This window comes from Ornithinimicrobium cryptoxanthini (assembly GCF_023923205.1).
Taxonomy (GTDB): domain Bacteria; phylum Actinomycetota; class Actinomycetes; order Actinomycetales; family Dermatophilaceae; genus Ornithinicoccus; species Ornithinicoccus cryptoxanthini.
Genome location: NZ_CP099490.1, coordinates 2,586,912 through 2,604,762, shown reverse-complemented (window position 1 = coordinate 2,604,762; position 17,851 = coordinate 2,586,912). Strand labels below are relative to the sequence as shown.

Annotated in this window: 17 protein-coding genes; 5 read left to right on the top strand and 12 right to left on the bottom strand. The window is 65.3% G+C overall.

Annotated features, from left to right (window positions below):
* Positions 1-115 precede the first annotated feature (115 nt).
* Positions 116-532, top strand: coding sequence for a helix-turn-helix domain-containing protein (locus tag NF557_RS12025; protein WP_252619661.1), 417 nt, complete (start codon positions 116-118; stop codon positions 530-532).
* Between the two features lie 294 nt (positions 533-826).
* Here NF557_RS12025 and NF557_RS12020 read toward each other — a convergent pair whose 3' ends face one another.
* The 11 genes from NF557_RS12020 to NF557_RS11970 form a co-directional block, all read right to left on the bottom strand.
* Positions 827-1,591 (bottom strand): L-ribulose-5-phosphate 4-epimerase, encoded by a 765-nt coding sequence (locus tag NF557_RS12020; RefSeq protein ID WP_306254937.1) that lies wholly within the window; start codon positions 1,589-1,591, stop codon positions 827-829.
* Positions 1,592-1,635: 44 nt separating this feature from the next.
* Positions 1,636-3,249 carry a xylulokinase gene (locus NF557_RS12015; RefSeq protein WP_252619659.1) on the bottom strand — a complete coding sequence of 538 codons (1,614 nt, stop codon included), beginning with the start codon at positions 3,247-3,249 and terminating at the stop codon, positions 1,636-1,638.
* Between the two features lie 384 nt (positions 3,250-3,633).
* Positions 3,634-4,632: a sugar phosphate isomerase/epimerase family protein gene (locus tag NF557_RS12010; protein WP_252619657.1), complete on the bottom strand. Its 999-nt coding sequence runs from the start codon at positions 4,630-4,632 to the stop codon at positions 3,634-3,636.
* Positions 4,633-4,634: 2 nt separating this feature from the next.
* Positions 4,635-5,684: a Gfo/Idh/MocA family protein gene (locus NF557_RS12005; RefSeq protein ID WP_252619655.1), complete on the bottom strand. Its 1,050-nt coding sequence runs from the start codon at positions 5,682-5,684 to the stop codon at positions 4,635-4,637.
* A gap of 83 nt (positions 5,685-5,767) precedes the next feature.
* Positions 5,768-6,775: a sugar ABC transporter substrate-binding protein gene (locus NF557_RS12000; RefSeq protein WP_252619653.1), complete on the bottom strand. Its 1,008-nt coding sequence runs from the start codon at positions 6,773-6,775 to the stop codon at positions 5,768-5,770.
* Between the two features lie 57 nt (positions 6,776-6,832).
* Complete coding sequence (locus NF557_RS11995; protein ID WP_252619651.1) at positions 6,833-7,861, bottom strand: ABC transporter permease; 1,029 nt, start codon at positions 7,859-7,861, stop codon at positions 6,833-6,835.
* Entirely contained in the window at positions 7,858-9,384 is a 1,527-nt protein-coding gene (locus NF557_RS11990) for a sugar ABC transporter ATP-binding protein (protein WP_252619649.1), read from the bottom strand. The genes NF557_RS11995 and NF557_RS11990 overlap by 4 nt, the downstream gene beginning before the upstream one ends.
* Positions 9,360-10,226, bottom strand: a complete 867-nt coding sequence (locus tag NF557_RS11985) for a sugar phosphate isomerase/epimerase family protein (RefSeq protein WP_252619647.1) — start codon at positions 10,224-10,226, stop codon at positions 9,360-9,362. Before NF557_RS11985 ends, NF557_RS11990 begins: the two co-directional genes overlap by 25 nt.
* Before the next feature lie 51 nt (positions 10,227-10,277).
* A complete protein-coding gene (locus NF557_RS11980) occupies positions 10,278-11,096 on the bottom strand; it encodes a sugar phosphate isomerase/epimerase family protein (RefSeq protein ID WP_252619645.1) in 819 nt (272 codons plus the stop codon).
* Complete coding sequence (locus NF557_RS11975) at positions 11,093-11,878, bottom strand: alpha/beta fold hydrolase (RefSeq protein WP_252619643.1); 786 nt, start codon at positions 11,876-11,878, stop codon at positions 11,093-11,095. The genes NF557_RS11980 and NF557_RS11975 overlap by 4 nt, the downstream gene beginning before the upstream one ends.
* Positions 11,871-12,824 (bottom strand): sugar phosphate isomerase/epimerase family protein, encoded by a 954-nt coding sequence (locus tag NF557_RS11970; RefSeq protein WP_252619641.1) that lies wholly within the window; start codon positions 12,822-12,824, stop codon positions 11,871-11,873. Before NF557_RS11970 ends, NF557_RS11975 begins: the two co-directional genes overlap by 8 nt.
* Positions 12,825-12,906: 82 nt before the next feature.
* Between NF557_RS11970 and NF557_RS11965 the strand changes: the two genes are divergently transcribed.
* The 4 genes from NF557_RS11965 to NF557_RS11950 all read left to right on the top strand — a co-directional run bounded on the left by NF557_RS11965 (position 12,907) and on the right by NF557_RS11950 (position 16,972).
* On the top strand, positions 12,907-13,725 hold the full coding sequence (locus NF557_RS11965) for an AraC family transcriptional regulator (RefSeq protein WP_252619639.1): 819 nt from the start codon (positions 12,907-12,909) through the stop codon (positions 13,723-13,725).
* A gap of 583 nt (positions 13,726-14,308) precedes the next feature.
* Positions 14,309-14,947, top strand: a complete 639-nt coding sequence (locus NF557_RS11960) for a rhomboid family intramembrane serine protease (RefSeq protein ID WP_252619637.1) — start codon at positions 14,309-14,311, stop codon at positions 14,945-14,947.
* A gap of 615 nt (positions 14,948-15,562) precedes the next feature.
* Positions 15,563-16,120 (top strand): hypothetical protein, encoded by a 558-nt coding sequence (locus tag NF557_RS11955; protein WP_252619635.1) that lies wholly within the window; start codon positions 15,563-15,565, stop codon positions 16,118-16,120.
* Positions 16,121-16,258: 138 nt separating this feature from the next.
* Positions 16,259-16,972, top strand: a complete 714-nt coding sequence (locus tag NF557_RS11950) for a PP2C family protein-serine/threonine phosphatase (RefSeq protein WP_252619633.1) — start codon at positions 16,259-16,261, stop codon at positions 16,970-16,972.
* 540 nt (positions 16,973-17,512) lie between these two features.
* On the opposite strand, the gene NF557_RS11945 is transcribed toward NF557_RS11950, so the two are convergent.
* Positions 17,513-17,842, bottom strand: a complete 330-nt coding sequence (locus NF557_RS11945) for a histone-like nucleoid-structuring protein Lsr2 (RefSeq protein ID WP_252619632.1) — start codon at positions 17,840-17,842, stop codon at positions 17,513-17,515.
* Positions 17,843-17,851: the final 9 nt, after the last annotated feature.

The following is a 17,851-nucleotide window of genomic DNA, read 5'->3' as shown; positions in this document are numbered from 1 at the left end:
GGTTATCCCAAGTCCTCGTTGCTACAAATTATACCTACTTAACGCGTGCTCGGCAATACTTAGTCATAAGTTGTAGTTGCGCGGTACACATTGCCATCAATGGCATCATGGAGGCATGAGCAGTAACGCGCCTGAGCAGCCGCCGTTGCCGCGCGTCAACGGGCGGCACCGTAACCGTGCCCTCGCAGCCGCACGCCGCGCCAGAGCTGTTCGGCTGCGCACCCAGGGGATGACCTACCAGCAGATCGCCGACGAGCTCGGTTACACCCACCGTGCCTCGGTGTATCAGGTCGTCAAGCGTGCCCTGGACACCCACAACGCCGAAGCAGTCCGGCAGCTGCGCGACCTCGAGAACGCACGCCTGGACGCGCTACAGGTTGCCCTGTGGGACGCCGCCATGGCAGGGAACGTCAACTCGGCCATGGCCATCGCCCGCATCATCGCCGCACGTGTCCGCCTCAACGGGCTCAGCGCTACCTCGCTCGCCCCAACCGTGTCTCAGCCGATCACGGTCGTCCAGCGGCAGCAGTAGGACTCGTTAGATGCCCAGCGTTGCCGTGCCCGCGTTGCCGTGCCCGCTGAGGGCAAAGTCACGCGCTGGCGCGTGATGCAGTATGCCATGACATCGTTGTAGTCTACTGGTACCGACGGAAGAACCAGACAGACGTGGACGACCAATAAATCGCTCGCGGACGGTCAACCGCAAGAGAAGCCCTGCTGCACCCGGTGCGCCCGCATCTCCAGCGGTCCTATGTGCCCACTCGATGCGCCACGCGGCCCGGCTCTTAAGGCGCGGACTTCTCGATACTGGGAATCCATCTGAAGGCTAGCCTGGATGACTGCCTCGAGGTGGTTGTTCAAACTTCGTGGGATCGGGGCCCGCCTGCCCGTAGACGTTCTGGTAGCGCTCGTAAAGTTGATCGATATGGCCGGTGTCGATGGGGATGGGGTCGCCAACCTGGCGAGCGATGTGCACGGTACGGGCCACTTCCTCGCACAGGACCGCGGCCTTGACGGCTGCCCGGGCGTCGGTGCCGACGGTGAAGGGCCCGTGGTTGCGCATGAGCACCGCCCGCGAGCGCGAGGTGCGTAGCGTCTCGACGATGCCGCGGCCGATGGAGTCGTCGCCGATGAGCGCGAACGGCCCTACCGGGATGTCTCCGCCGAACTCGTCGGCCATCATCGTCAGCACGCACTCGATCGGTTCGCCGAGCGCAGCCCAGGCGGTGGCATAGGTGGAGTGGGTGTGCACGACCCCCCCGATCTCGGGCAGGTGCCGATAGACGTACGCGTGCGCGGCGGTGTCCGAGGAGGGCTGCAAGCCGTCGGCTGTGTCGTCGATCTTCGTCCCGTCCATCCTGCACACGACCATGGACTCGGGGCGAAGTTCGTTGTAGCAGATCCCAGAGGGCTTGATGACGAAGAGGTCGTCGTCGCCTGGGCCGGCGTTGGGGTCGACGACTACCCGTTGTGAGACGTTCCCGGCCGTCCAGACTACAAGCTCGTACCTTGCCAGCTCGGCGTGAAGCGTCGTCACGACCTCGCGTGTGTGGGTGACAGCGTCACGCACCGCCTCGGAGTATTCTGCCAATCTGGGCGCCGGCACCGGGAGACGTCCCCTCTTGTCGTTGACGCTCACAGGGTGCCCCCGACGCTCTCGACGGCGGCGCGCTCGATTGGCAGGCCGTCGACGTAGCGCCCGAGGAAGGCGGTGAAGCCCGCGACGTCGGCTGGGACGGGCTCAACGACATCCTCGGCGCTACCCGCAAACACAACGGTCTCCAAGTAGGTGCTCAGGTCCCGGCCCCCCGCCTCGCGGAGGTAGGCGGCCAGCAGGGCCATCCCCCACGGTCCGCCCTCGCTCGCGCTGCGCGCGATGGTCACGGGCGCGCCGACGGCCGCGGCGAGCAGGCGTTGGGCCACGCCCGCCGTCCGGAAAATACCCCCGTGAGCGGACAAGGAGTCTATGGAGACGCCCTCGTCGGCGAGAATGCGCATGCCCAGGGCCAGGGCGCTGAACGCGCTGTAAACCTGTGTGCGCACGAAGTTGCCGAGAGTTAGCCGGCTGTCCGGGGTGCGGACGAGGAGCGGCCTCCCCTCGGCGAGCCCCGTGATTGGCTCACCGGAGAGGTAATTATACGCTAGCAGGCCGCCGCCGTCGGGTTCGCTATCCAGCGCGGCGCGGAGCAGCGCTCCGAACACGTTGTCGGGATCGGTGGGGTGACCCAAGGCAGCGGCGAACTCCCCGAAGACTCCGGCCCAGGAGCCGAGCTCGCTGGCCCCGTTATTGCAGTGGACCATCGCGACCGGCGCGCCGACCGGCGTGGTCACCATGTCTACCTCCGGGTGAACGTGGGAGAGCGCGCGCTCCAGGACGATCATCGCGAAGATGCTCGTGCCGACGCTCACGTTGCCGGTGCGCGGGGAGACGGCGTTGGTGGCAACCATGCCGGTGCCGGCGTCGCCCTCGGGCGGGCACAGCGGGACGCCGGCTTGCAGAGAGCCGGCCGGGTCCAGCAGCTGTGCTCCCTCCGGAGTCAGGTGCCCCGCTTCCTCTCCTGCGAGGAGCACCTCGGGCAAGAGCTCCGCTACACGCAGGTGGAGCCCCCGCCGCGCCACTAGCTCGTCGAACTGCCCCAACATCGTGCGGTCATACTCCCTGGTCTCAAGGTGGATTGGGAACATCCCCGAAGCGTCGCCAACGCCGAGGACCTGGCGCCCGGTTAGGCGCCAGTGGACGTACCCCGCCAACGTCGTTATGTACCGGACGTCCGCCACGTGCGGCTCCTCGTCCAGCACTGCCTGGTAGAGGTGGGCGATCGACCAACGCAGCGGCAAGTTGTGGCCGAAGAGCGCGGTCAGCTCCGCCGCCGCCTGCCTCGTCGTCGTGTTCCGCCAAGTTCGGAACGGCACCAAGAGCTCGCCGTCGCCGCCGAAGGCGAGGTAGCCGTGCATCATCGCGGAAACCCCAAGGGCCCCGAACGTGGCCGGGCGCACCCCATGCCGGCGCTCGGCATCGGCGACGAGGGAAGCGACGCACTCCCTCAGCCCCTTCCAAACAGCGTCGAGGGAGTAACTCCACATCCCGTCGACGAACTGGTTCTCCCACGCGTGGCTATCCTCCGCGAGGACGTCACCGTCCAGGCCGATCAGGCAGGCCTTGATCCGGGTTGAGCCGAGCTCGATCCCCAGAGCCGTCCGGCCGTTGGCAATCACGTCGGCAGGCGTGGAGGTGTTGTGTAGTTCCATGACATTCCCGTTCTGCTTTGAGAGTCAGCGCATCGGTCGCGAGAGGAGCGGCGCCGTCGAGGGCTGCCACGTCCACTCCGTCATCTGCGACCAGTCACCTAGAGGTGTTGTAACTCTGGCAATTGCCGCCGTCTCGGCTTCGCATCTGAGGCGGGGCAGCGTGTTCACATCCTGTGCCTCGAGCCTCGCACGTCTTAAGAGAGGGCAAGTTTCCAGGGTCTCAACCACCTAGAATCGCAGCCGCAGACCACGGCGCGCGGCCAAAGCGGGCCAGGGCCTCCGCTGCGTCGTCGCCGTTAGCTCACGTGAAAATCGCACCTTCGTTACAATGACAACCCCTGTGGACAGCCACTCGGCGCGAGTTCGAAGCGCTGCCTGCCACGGTCACTCGTCGCCGAAGGTGCTGTGCCAGGCGGCTGCTGCCGGCTCGAAGTTGAGTTTGCGGGCCACCTTCAAGGCGTCTGAAGCTCCAAGCTCCCGAGCCATTCCGTTGTCCTCCCACTCCACCGAGAGAGGGCCGGTGTAATCGATCTCGTTGAGCTTGCGGATGATCTGCTCGAACGGGATGTCGCCGTGTCCCAGCGAAACGAAGTCCCAGGCGCGGCGCATGTTGCCGTCGAGCAGGTGGCTGTTCAGAATGCCGCTGCGACCGTCCATGTTCACATGCGTGTCCTTGAGGTGCACGTGGTAGATCCGGTCGCGGAACTCGTCGATGAAAGCCACTGTGTCAACGCCCTGCCACTGCAGGTGACTTGGGTCGAAGTTGAGCCCAAAACCCTCGCGGTGGCCGATCGCATCGAGCGCGCGCTTGGTCGACCAGAAATCGAACGCGATTTCGCCGGGGTGCACTTCGAACGCGAACTTGACGCCCTCTGCATCGAAAACATCAATGATCCGATTCCAGCGCTCGGAGAAGTCGTCGAAGCCGCGGTCGATCATCTCCTCGGATACCGGCGGCCATCCGGCGAACATGTGGAAGATGCTCGACCCGGTGAACCCTACGACTGTGTTGGCACCATAAGCTGCTGCTGCTCGCGCCGTTCGCTTCACCTCCTCTTCGGCGCGCGCCTGCACCCCTGCGGTCTCGCCGTCGCCCCAGACTGCCGCTGGGAGCACGCCTTTGTGCCGCTCGTCCACGAGGTCGCATACGGCCTGCGATACGAGGTGCGTGCTGACGGTGTAGACCTCCAACTCATTGGCTTCGAGGATGCGCTTGCTCTCCTTCACATAGGCGGGATCGTCGAGCACGCGACCCACTTCGAAGTGGTCGCCCCAACACGCGAGCTCGAGGCCGTCGTACCCCCAGGCCGCAGCTTTTTCGGCGATCTGCGCGAGAGATAGGTCGGTGAATTGCGCCGTAAACAGTGTGATTGGTCGTGTCATGATCACTTTCCTTTGTTGGTGTTCTGGAGGGTGAGGGTGGCCCCGCCCTGCTTCGCGGACTCCACTGCTGCGAGCACAAGGGAGATGCTGGCGAGGTTGTCCCCGACCGACGTCTCTGGAGGCGTGCTCTCAAGGATGGCGCGGCGGAACTCGCGCAGCGTACCCGCGCGCTCCTCGTGTTCCACGACGTCGAGGTCGACCTCCATGACTCCGTCGCGCTCGAGCGCGCCGGGCATGAAGACGGTGTCAAAGGCGGACGGGAAGTGGACCGTCACACGGTTCTGGTCCCAGGCGATGCCGCCGCGCTCTCCCTCGATCTGCCAGGCGCCATCCCAGGTGGTCGGCGGCCCATGGCTGGACCAACTGCCGGTGTAGAGCACCTGCTCGCCACGGGTACCCACTATCTCGACGAGGGCGGCCGAGTTACTAGTGAAGATCGACCACGACGGGTTCCAAGAGCGGGCGCGAACGGTGGCGGGCTCGACGCCCACGATTCCGCGCAATGCATCCAGGTGGTGGATCGACATGTCGACGAGCAGGGGCTCGTCCATCTCGGCACGGAAGCCGAAGAATGGCGGGTTCTTACGATACGCGATCGTAACCTGTTCTACGGGTCCGATCACACCGGCGCGGATCAGCCGCAGTACGGTACGCGGTCCGCGCTTGAACCGGTAGTTTTGCGACACCATCGCGGTGATGCCGGCGGCCTCCGCGGCGGCGACCACTGCGCGGGCGTCGTCCACAGACTCCGCGAGCGGCTTTTCGATGAGAACGTGCTTGCCGCCTCTGATGGCCTCGAGGGCGAGGGGGGTGTGGGTGCGGGGCGGGGAGATGATTACGACCGCCGTCGCGTCGGTGCCTTCGAGTGCCGCACCCAGGGATGTATAGGCACGGTCCGCGCCTAGCGCTGACGCGCTGGCGACGCTCCTCGCTGCATCCTCCTGCACGTCTACCACCGCCTCGAGTCGCACGCCCGGTGTCGACGCGATCTTCGACGCCCAGCTGGTGCCCCAAACGCCCGCGCCTACCTGAATCAGTCCGATCTCTTCCACGGTGTCCTCTCTCCGTTCAACGCGTGGCAAGTTCCGTGGTGGGCGCAGCCGCGTCAGGGCACCTGCACCCACCGGATTTTGGATCAGCCAAGGGGCTTGTTACCCCACAGTTCGGAGTCGTCGACGTTCTCCGTCGTCACGAGCGTCGGGGGAACGAGCACGTCGCTGCCCTCGCCGCCCTCGAGCACGTCCGCCATCATTTCGGCTGCCTGGCAGCCCATCGCGATCGGATCCGCAGACACAGTCGCGGCGACTGAGCCGTCGCGGATCAGGTTGAGTGCCTCAGGCGTGCCGTCCAGCCCGACGACAATGACCTCCTCTCCGGGAGTTAGCCCGAGCTGCTCAAGAGCGGACAGCACGCCGCGCAGCATCCCATCGGTGTGTACGAAGACCGCCTGGTAGTCAGGATCGTCAGTGAGCACATCAACCGTGATTGAAAGGGCCTCATCCGCGTTGAAGTGGGCGTCGCGGGTCTCGACCGTGATGTCGGGGTAGGTGCCGATTTGGTCGATGAAGCCCTGGTGACGCAGCTCCGCGTGGAACGCGCCCTGCGGACCGGTCAGCTCCAGGACCTTGCCCTCCTCGTCCAGCGCGCCAGCGATAAAGTCAGCTGCCTCCGCGCCGCCGCCCACGTTGTCGAACGTGACGCTGCCGGCCAAGTCTCCCTCTGCTACTAGGGAATCGACCGTGACGACTGGCACGTCGGCGTCGTTGGCCGACTCCACCGCGGGAACAAGCTCCGCCGAGACGTTCGGGCTGAACACGATCCCTTCGACCCCGGCGGCCAGCTGGTCCTGGAACTGGTTCAGCTGCGTCGTTGAGTTCGCCTGGGCGCTGAGAATGGTGGTATTGCTGAACGGTAGTTCCGCAACGCATTCTTCGGTACCCTGCTGAATCCCAACCATGAACTCAAACTCAAGGGTGTGGTATAGGAAGGCAACGTCGCCTAGATCTCCCGATCCCTCGCTCGTTGCCTCGCCACCTGCCGTTCCCTCGTTCGCTTCCTCGCCGTCTGACGATCCTCCTGAGCATGCAGGGAGCGTCAATGCTGCGAAGGCGGCGAGCGTGACCAACTTGGATGTGTGTTTCATGGTGGAGACACCCTTTCGATTAGTGCTTGGTTTGGTCCTGGTCGCCAGGATTGGCGGTCAGGAGGTCTTCCGGCTCATCCAGCGTTCGTGAAAGTTGAGCCTGAGTACGTCGAGGAGGGCGGCGATCACGATGACGACGCCGAGCAGCACGCGGTCCCACGCTGTCGGCACCCCGAGCAGGTTGATCGCGTTGGTGACCATAGTGATGAGCACTGCGCCGACCACCGTGCCCAACACGTTGCCACGCCCGCCGAAGAGACTCGTGCCGCCAATCACAACAGCGGCGATGACGGTCAGCTCGATGCCGAGCCCCATCTGAGGCGAGCCCGAAGCGAGCCGCGCCGTGAACAGGATGCCCGCGATGGCGGCCGCGACCGCGCTGATTACATAGGTGAAGAAGATTATCCGTGTGGTGCGGATGCCGGCCATGTCGGCCGCCTGCCTGTTACCGCCTACCGCGTAGAGGCTCCGGCCGAATGTGGTGCGGGTGAGCACGAGGTGGGTGATCACCGCCAGGACCAGCAAGATAATGATGTTGATCGGGATGCCGAACACGTTCGCCCGCCGTAGCAGGTTGTAGAAGTCCGGCACCGGCACGATGCTCGTGCCACCTGAGTACGCGAAGGCGAGGCCGATCGTGATTGACAGGGTGCCGAGGGTGGCAATTAGCGGCGCGATCCCCAACTTGGTGATCACGAACCCGTTGGCCGCCCCGACCGCGACACCGACGAAGACGGCGACAAGGAGGGCGAACCAGATCGGCAGCTCGCTGCGCACCGCAAGGCCGATCGCGAGCACCGATACGAGCGCGGGGATACCGCCGACCGACAGATCGATGCCGGCACCGATGATCACGAACATCATGCCGAGAGCCATCACGCCTAGCGCGGACGCCTGTAGGAGCAGGTTCAGCAAGTTGGTCGTGGTGAGGAAGGTCGGGCTAAGCAGCGACAGGATACCGCCGAAGATCACCATGACAATGACGAGGCCCTGGTCCTGCAGGAGGCGAGTGGCGTCGAAGCGGCGTCGGGCAAAGCCGGGACGGGGTTCCTTGGAAGCGGGAGCGATTTGGGTGCTCTGGCTCATGCAACGGTCCTTTCACGCTCGCCGGTTGCGATGGAGATGATGCGTCCCTTGCTCGCGTCGGTGCGGTCTAGTACGGCTATGAGCTTGCCCCCGCGCATTACACCGAAGCGGTTGGCGACAGGAAGGCACTCGTCTAGGTCGCTCGAGATTAGGACGATCGCCGTGCCCCCCTCGGCGGCGCGCTTGATAAGGCCGTAGATCTCGGCTTTCGCACCCACGTCGATACCCTTGGTCGGTTCGTCAAGGAGGAGCACGGTGCACTCACGCTTTAGCCAGCGTGCGAGGATCGCCTTCTGCTGATTCCCACCGGACAGGTTGCCGATCTCGGTTTCTGTGGAGCCTGCACGGATGTCGAGCTCCTCGAATGCCTCGCGCGCCATGGCGCGGTCCTTGCGAAGGCTGAGCACGCCGAGCCGGGAGATGAAGTCGAGCAGCGAGATCGAGATGTTCTCCCGCACGGTGAGCATCGGGAGAATGCCGTCCTGCCTGCGCTCCTCGGGGACCAGGCCGATGCCCGCCTCAATGCCGGCGGCTGCGTTCTTGAGGTTGACCTTGCGGCCCCTCACCCACACCTCGCCCGACTCGAGTCGGTCGATGCCGAAGATGCTGCGGGCGACCTCGGTGCGGCCGGAGCCCTCAATGCCCACTAGCGCGAAGATTTCCCCCGACCGCACATCGAAACTGACGTCGCGCACTCGGCCGCCCCGCGTGATGTTCCGCACCGACAGTACTGTCTCTCCGAGTTGCTCGTTCACGCTTGGCAGTGCTCGGACATCTCGTCCCACCATCGAGCGCACCATGCGTTGGGTGGTGAAGTCCTTCGCCAAGCCGGTTTCCACGGTACGGCCGTTTCGCATCACCGTGATGCGGTCGGCGAGGCGCTGCACCTCTTCGAGGTTGTGCGACACGTAAAGGATTGCGAGACCGGACGCGCGCAGGCGGTCGATGGTCTCGAACAGCCGCTCCCGCTCGGACAGTGACAGGGAGGTGGTGGGCTCGTCGAAGATCAGAATGCGCGCGTTCATCGAGAGCCCGCGAGCGACCTCCACCATTTGCCCGACAGCCGGCGACAGGGTGCGGGCCGGCTGCTGCATGTCGACGCCGCTCACGAGGGTCTCGAGCACAACGGCCGCTCGCTGCTGCAGTTCCTTCGGATTCACCCATGGACCGCCGGTCGTCCAACCAGGTAGCACCACGTTCTCCGCCACGGTTAGGTCGGGGATCAGTTGACGCTCCTGGTGGATGGTCGCCACCCCGTGCGAGCGTGCGCTCGCAACGCTGTAGTGGAGCGGTACGCCGTCGATCTCGACCACGCCCGAGTCAGGGGTGTAGTAACCGGAGAGAACCTTGATGAGCGACGATTTACCTGCGCCGTTCTCGCCGATGAGCGCGTGCACCTCGCCGGCGTAGAGGTCGAGCCGCGCCTCGGCGAGGGCGACCACGCCGGGGAAGCGCTTGACCACGTCCTCGATGTGCACGAGGGGCTCGGTCGGCTCTGCTACGACGCCCACGTCGACCGCCATTGCTTGAGGAATGCGAGGCCCTGCTGCGCGAGCGCGTCGGGGGAGGGGGCCAGCTGACGCCAGATGGATGCCGCGGTCGCGATGATCTCGTTCTCTGGCGTGAACGTCTCGATCGACATTGCGCCCTGGTAGTCGATGTCATGTAGCACCTTGCCGTATGCAGTCCAGTCGATGTGGTCCTCGCCGGGGGTGCCGCGGTCGTTGGCGCATACCTGCATCGCTCTCAGTCGTGGGGCGGCGGAGCGGAGGGCAGCGGCCGGATCCTTCTCCTCGATATTCGCGTGGTAGGTGTCGAACAGCAGCCCGACGGACTCGGCCGGCAGCGGGTCGATCGCCTCGAGCAGCTGTTCGGTCGTGTTGATGAATGAGGTCTCATAACGGTTGAGAGCCTCCACTGCGAGGACGACGCCAGCCTCGCCAGCGGCGTCCGCGACAGGCTTCATTCCCTCCGCGTAGTCGCGAAGCAGCTTGCGTCGCTCGTCGGCGCTCACCCGCCAAGTGCGTCCGACGGCTGTGTACATGGGCCCGCCCACTATGCGGGCGCCGACGACCCTGGCCACGTCCACGCAATGCCTGTAATAGTCCTGCGTGCGCGTGATCTCGTCATGGCTCGCCGCGACGATGTTGCGGCCGGGCGGCACGACGGCCGAGACGGCAGGCTGGATGCCGTGCTCGCGCACGAGCTCGGCGGCGAGCTCCGGGTTCCAGTCGCCGGGGTTCTCGAGCACGAGCTCGATGGTCTCGAAGCCCCAGCCGGCGACGCGGGGAATGATAGTGCGCAGGTTCTCGTCGGTCAGGGGCGAGTACCACACGAAGGTGTTGACTCCGATGGTTGCGGTCATGAGCGTTCCTTTCAGTGATGGTCGTGAGACCGGTGAAGAAGGTGAGCGCCGTCAAGCGAGCTGGTCGGTCAGCGGGCCGAGCACGTCGCGCACGAACATGCCGTTCGCCGCGGCCGCCGCGTTGGGGTCTCGCTCGGCCTCGGGCGACTCGTCTTCCACGACAACCCAACCCCTGTAGCCGGTGCCAACCAGCAGTGCTACCGCCCCGGCCATGTCGATCGCACCGGAGCCGTTCTGCACCCATTTGCCGGCGGCGTCCGCATCCTTCAGGTGGATGTGATCCACCTTTTCGCGATGGAGGCGGATCATTTCGACGGGGTCCATGCCGCCGGCTGCTAGGTGGCCGGTGTCCGGCGTCCAGCCCAAGCCCTTGGGCAATCGCGGGATCACCCGGTCGTAATCTTCCCGCGTGCGCACGATGGAGCCCCGTGGCGAGTTCGGATGGAATGTCGGCGAAACACCGCCCGCGACCGCCCGCTCCGTGATCCCGGCCAGACACCCGAGCAGGTGACTCTGGGCAGTCTCGCGATCGGCGGGCGGCTCGTCAAACGGCACCTGCACCAGCACGAGCTTTGAGCGGGGGAAGTGCTGCACCACCTCGATGACGCGGTCCGCCTCGACTCGCTCAGCTTCCTTTTCCTGCGCGTCGCGCCACGGGAGCACGAGCGTGAGGGCGGCGAGCTTCAAACCGTTAGTTTCGAGCAGCAAGCCGACCTGGTCGGCGGTCTCGTAGCCATCAGACATGACCACCTCGAACTCGATGCCCGAGAAGCCGCTCGATGCAACCACCTGGGCGATCTCTCCGAGACGGCCGGTCCAGGCGCCGCTCATTTGCCAGCTGTAGGTCTGCGACGCGAAGTCGATCGTCATTGGAGGAACTCCTCGCACAATAGGTTGTATCGGTTCAGTTCTTCCCAGTGGTGGGCGTGGCCGCCCGCGAAACGCTCCACGGCCGAACCGGTGATGAGGCCGGCGAGTTCGAGCCCGGCCGCGATGGGTGTGAACACGTCGTGCTCCCCGCAGGTCACCAGAACGGGCACGTCGAGGCCAGGGAGCGCGGCGCACACGTCGTGGTCCACGCACGCGTCGACCTGGGCGGCGAACGCGGAGGCCGTCATCGGCTCGTCCACAAGCTCATCCCGCTCGGCACGCAGCTTCCCGGAGCGCTCCGCGTAGGCGGGCGGGCTCCATATGAGCAGCTGCAGGCGACGCTGAAAAGCCCCGGGGGAAAGCAGAAACCGCAGGTCACGCAACTCCGAGAACACGTCCTCGCTCATCGGGTTCATGCGCGCCCAGCTCGCCGTGAGCACCATCCGGTCGACCAGCTCCCGGTGCCGCAGCGCCAACTGCTGCGCGATGGCGCCGCCCATAGAGATGCCAATCACTTTCGCCGGCTCGCTACCGACGGCGCGCAGTACGGCAGCCGCGTCGTCCGCCATCTGCGCGGTGCTATACGGCCCGGCCGGCGCGTCGCTTGCGCCGGTGCCGCGGTTATCGAGCAGGACGCAGCGGAACGAGCGCTTTAGGTGAGCGACGTGTTGCGCCCACACGGTGTGGTCGGCGCCGACGCCCATGATGAGCAACAGCGTCCTTCCGGCGCCCTGCTCCTCCCAAGCGATCCGGGTGCCGTCGGTGGTGACCACGTCACGCACGCCGATGCCTCGCCGCGAGGTCGCGCACGAACTGGGCGCCCGCGACACCGTCGCGTTCGGTGTCGGGCCAGAAGCAGTAGTCCACGGTCCACCAATCGAGGCCGGTCGCGGTGGCGCCCAGTTCGTCCATAACGGCGTCGAAGTCCACCTCGCCAGTGCCGAACGGTAGGTGCTCGCTGGTCTCGTCGTCGTGCAGCACGCCCACCGAGTCGATGAGGTGTAGGTGCCGCACCCACGGCTTGAGTAGCCGCGCATACTCCACCGCCCCACCCTCCAACAGCTCGACCGGTGGCGTCTGACGCTTACCGCGGGCGCTAGTGAGCGCGTGGCTGGTGTCGAACAGCACGCCGAAGTTGTCGCCCTCCACCGCCTTGAGCAGACGAACTACCTCACTCGGGCTGTTCAACCAGAAGCCGGGCTCGAACTCCCAAACCAGCTGCACCCCAGACCGAGCGAGCCGCTTTGCGGCTGCGGTGAAGTTGGCAGCCATGCGCGCGAAGCGGGCCTCGTAATCGTCATTGTCGAGCACGACCGGTGGTGAGACCGAGTCGACACGGAGTGTGGTGATGCCCATCCGCTCGCAGAAGGCGCGGGCGCCGTCGACCAATCGTAGGTACACCGCCTCGGAGCTCGTGGTGGGCGGAGCGGAGGTCATATCTGGGGCGAACGCGGAGATGCCCAGGCCTAACGAGTCGATCTGCGCGCGTAGCCTGCGTGTCTTCTCGTCGGAGTTGAAGTCGTCCTGGTGCGGGTGGGGCCGGAAGCCGTTGATCTCGATCCCGTCGTACCCCGCCTCGGCCACGTACTGACAGACCCGTTGGAAGGACCACGGGTCTGACGCGAATGGCCCAAACGCGAAGGCCCAGCTGCCGAACGCGGTCTTTGGGCCTTGCTGGTCCTGGCTGCTTGCGGTGACGCCGTCAGGACGGACAGAATCAAGCGCCATAGTGGGTCTCCTCGTGCTTGGGCTCTTAACCTTGGGTGCCTCAACACTAGGAGTCCGATCAGCGACGGCACTTGGAGATTGAATGCATGGTTTTGGAAAAAATCCGCATCCGCGTCCACCGTCGGTACCGCCGAACACGTATCGCACCCCCTCGCGCGCCTTCGAGCCGTGGGAGGAAATGCGACAGAGCATCTCCATCCGGTCCGGCCTCGAGGCCTTCCGCTGGCTGCCCGATGTGCACCTGTTCATCAAGGATCGAGAGCGCCGCCTCGTCCACTTCAGCCCGAACTTCCCGGCCATGATGGGTCGCACTTCGCAAGACCTGATCGGCGCCCGCGACGAGGATCTATCGCCCGAGCACCTGGTGGAGCACTACCGCTTGGACGACAACGCCGTGCTGACCTCGGGGATCGAGTTGCCCAACATCGTCGAACTCGTCGCGCAACGCGGCGCCTACGCGTGGAACATCACGTCTAAGTGGCCGATCCATGACTCGTCGGGCGAGATCGTCGCGGTCGGTGGGGTGACGCGGCGACTGCAGGAGCGGCCGGAGAGCGAGGACCAATACCTCATGCTGCAGCCGGCGGTCGAGCTCATGGTTCGCAACCAAGGCCGGAACGTCCCGATAGTTGAGCTGGCGGCAGCTGTGTCGCTGTCGCCCAGCCAGTTCAGCCGCGTGTTCCAGGACCGGTTCGGGATGACGCCGCACCAGTATCTGCGCCGACTGCGCATGGATGCAGCGGCCGACCTGCTCACGACCACCGACCTGCCGCTCACGGAGGTCGCCAGCAGATGCGGTTACTACGACCAAAGTCACATGAGCAACGAGTTCCGCAAGATCAAGCACATGCCGCCCGGGGCATACCGCGCGCGCTACCGCGCCTTCCAGTACGAGGGCTGAAACCAACCAGTACTGATCCTGTCGCGCTGCTCAGGTCATGGCGGTCCAGGACAAGCGATCGCAGGCTATGCAGGCGGGTCAGCCAAGTAGCGTTTTGGTGTCAGGCATGTCCAGCACGTCACCGTGCCGCGAGCCACAGCGGAGGCCGACTCCGACATGGCCCAGTCTGAGTTGATCCGCATGCGGCAGATGGGCAACCCCGTGATGCTCACGCCGTCCGAGTGTGCTGCGCTGAAGCGCTTGCACAAGGCGTCTTCACGTCAACCCTGAGGCCGAACGGGAGAAGCAGGCAGTGGGGAGTCCTAGATTGCGGTCTCCACTTGAGGGGGACGCACGCTAGCCGAACCTGAACCGCCGAGGCTGGCACGGCGAAGTCGTCTGGATTGCTGAGGGCAAAGCTGCGCTCCACCACCCCGTACTCGACCCAGTGCCCTCGGTGCAGGGCCAGCACGGTCGGCAGCTTGATGTGCAGGATTCAGACACCAACTGCGCCCTCGATTGTGAAGAGCCCTATATGGGGGCCGAAGGTCCCTTGTGGAGCGTAGGTGGCGGAGTCAGGATCGTGGCACGAGCATGTTCCGACTTGACGGGGCGGCTCCTGCAGGAAAGGGGAACCATGCCGTTCCTTAAGAGGCTGATGCGCAGTCCGGCCGTGCTCGCGCTCGTGGCCACCCAAGTCGTCCTGTTCGTGGCAGGAACGCTTAACCCGGTGATCTGGGACGTGTTGTCGCTACCGGGGGACGTCGCAGGGTTGGTCGACCGGCCCTGGAGTCCACTGACGGTCATGTTTGTGCACGCGAACGTGGCGCACCTCGCGGTGATGGTGCTGATGCTGGCGGCATTTGGTCCGCTGCTGGAGCAGGTCGCGCGTTCGTGGGCGGTCCTCGCGGTCTACCTGACGGCTGGACTCGCCGGTTCGTTCGCAGTCATGGCCGTGGTGCAGGCATTTGAGACCGACGGAAGCCTCATGGGTTCCTCGGCGGCAGTGTTCGGGGTTGCAGCTGCCGTTCTCGCGTTGGACCCCTCAGCTCGCGTCTTCGGCGGAAAGGCAACCCAGTGGCTGGGCGTCCTGGTCGCCGTCAACATCGCGTTCCTGTTGAGCCAGCCGCTGGGTTCGGTTGCGCACCTTGCCGGACTCGCCGTCGGAGTCGCCTACGGCCGATGGGTCGTGAGAAGGCAGCGGGAGCCGGTTGAGGAGCATGCGAAGGCGAGGACAACTTGATCACGCAGGCGTCAAGCTGGCCCAGCGCCGGGACTTAGCGCGGAGCGTCCACGCTTGGCCGTCAGATCAGAGCGGCACCGGCAAGCGTCGCCGTCCGCAGTGCGGCTGCACAGTACGTTGCGAGGCCCTGCGCGAGTCAGCTCGTGATCCGCATCAATCGCCAGTCGCCTCTTGTCCTCCGAGGTGGCTGTCCTCAGGCCTTGTGGGCGGCCTCCCACTGCGATGAGGTCCTGGGCGAGTCTGCCGCACTTGGGGTAGTCGATGCCCTGGCCGTCCAGGCAGCGTGCGGCCTTCGGTCGTGGCGGAATCGGCTGGGAGCACTCCTGGTCGGGTCACGCACGTGATACTGGCCCCCGCTCAGGATAGAGGCGGAACAGGACGGGTGGTTGACTTGGTGGCGTGAGGATCCGACGTGGCTGAGCCGCGCGCCGAAGCGGGGAGACGAGTCTGGCGGGGAGAGTTCGTGCTCCACGTGGGAACCGATGAACCTCGTTCCGGCTTGCTGCCTCGGCGCTCGGAAGAGGCAGGCTTAGGTCGAGGTCCCGATTGCGCCATCCGTATCCGCTGTCCTTGGGTGCCGCGCGACCTCGGCAGCTTCCTTGCGGTATCCGATGGGTGGATCTTCGCAACGGACCGAGCATGCCCGTGGTGGTATCGAGTGAGTGGATCAATCAGGGACACTTCAAGCCGGGCGCGCTGATCATGCTGCAGCAGGGTGACTGGGAACTGACGTGGCCGTTGGACGAGCGGGTGTTGCTGGAGTTGGACATCAGGCGGGTACGGCGCTCCGAGATCGACGTCCGCAGAGTCGCACATCCTCGACCGGTGGCTGATCGGCGGGCACGGGCGCTAACGGCCCTCCCCGGCGCGCACGTTGAGCTAAGCGCGAGAGAGCGCCAGCAGTTGGCTGCCATGTTCGCTCACCTGATCCACGGAGAGCCACCGCCTGACAATCTGGTCACAGCAGCGGCCAGGATCTTCAACCGGAACGCCCCAGAGAGCGAGCATGTCTCCGATGCAGAGATTAAGCAGCGTGCTCACCGCGTCAGAAGGCGGATCAACATGCACCGAGTGGTCGCCTTAGCCACGCTGCACGAGCTCGGGGAGTACCTGGTCAACGTCGCTGGACTACTCAACGAAGCAGACCTGGAGCAGCTCTTCCCGGACAGTTAGCAGCCGCGTGAACCGGCACCTGGACACAGGGTGGGCCGTGATACCCAGGTATCGCAACGACCCGATATAGGGACACGGATCGGTGCAGTCTCCTCCCAGTCGACCTCAACACGGGGTCCTGAAGACGAGGAGTGACAGATGGACACCAGCACACAGACCGCATCCGGGGCCACGCACCAGGGCCACGTTCGAAGCCGCAACGAAGACGCCTTCTGGATCGGCACCACCAGCTGGGTGGTGGCTGACGGAATGGGCGGATGCCCCAGCGGTCACCTGGCCAGCGGCCAGGCCGTGCGCAGCATCGCCAGGGTCCTGGAGGGCTCGGAGGACATTGAGTGGGCCATGCTCGAGGCGGTGCTCACTGCCCACACCGACATCGAGCGGAGCGCGAAGCGCTGGCCAGCCCACGCCGGCATGGGCACCACCGCTGTCGCCGCACACCGAAATGCCGCCGGTGACGTGGGGATCACTCATGTCGGGGACAGCCGCGCCTACCTCCTCGCAGGCGGCCAGTTACGGCGACTGACCACGGATGACAATGAGGCTGCCGACCTCGTCGCGCGTGGGGAGATCACTGAGCAAGGAGCACGCGAGCACCCGGGCCAGTCGTGGCTCACGAAGGCACTTGGCCTACAGCAGGAGGTGGCACCGTTTCCCACGATCCAGGTGCTGTCGCGACCGTCCGGGCGGCTTCTGCTGTGCACCGACGGGCTGACCGGCGAGGTAGAAGAGCACGAGATAGAGACGCTCCTGTCCGTGGGGTCACCGCAGGAGTCCTGCGAGGCCTTGATCGCTGCAGCACTCGCTGACGGTGCGCGCGACAACGTCACGGTAGTGGTGGTGGACCTGTGAACGGGTCAGCCATGACCCGGCAGGTGGGGCAAGGCGTGGCAGGGGCCAAATCGCCTCGCCCGAAGGCTACGTCCAATGGGGCACGGCGACCCTGGCAGCGTGCAGCTCGTACCTGGTTGCGGAAGAACCCCGGCAAGGGAGGACGGGCCTTGCGTGATGCTATGCACGATCTCGGCTTTCACCACGTGACACTCCCCATGGCCAAAGACCACATCCGGGGACGATCACTGCCGAAACGGCCGAGAGTCAAGCGCTTCCCGGCAATTGACCGGCCCCCGGCACGTCCTGTGATGGCGCCCCCTCGGGCTCCAGATCTGCAGCCAGCGGAGATCTGTCCAGGCTGTGACGTCATGGTCAACCCTTACGGGTGGTGTCACTGCCGATAAGCGCAGGGCGCCATCGGGAGCGTCGATTGGCGGTCGCTGACCTGGCAGCCTGCCTTGGTGGGCAAGTTGCCAGGCGGCCAAGTGCCAGCGAGGTATCGCCAGTGTCCGGGCGCAGGCTGCTGATGGCATAGGAGTCGACCACGCCGTCATACCCTCATTGCTTGTGAGCGGCTTCCCACTGGTCGATGAGGTCCTGCGCGAGTCGTCCGCGTTTGGGGTAGTCGATGCCCTGTCCGTCCAGCCACGTCTTGATGGCCTTGGTCTGGGAGGGGTCACGAGGGGCAGTCTTGGCGGATCCAGACTGGCGCCGGCCACCAACCCGTCGGCCTGCGTCCGTGTACTTCTGGATCGTGTTGGCGAACTCGTCGGCCTCTTCCTGGGAGAGGTCGATGTCGTAGTCCACGCCGAGGAAGCCGAACCTGACGGTCTGCCCGTCCTGGCCGAGTTCTTGACCGGTCAGGTCCGAGACAAGGATGGTCTGCACCTTCTGCGC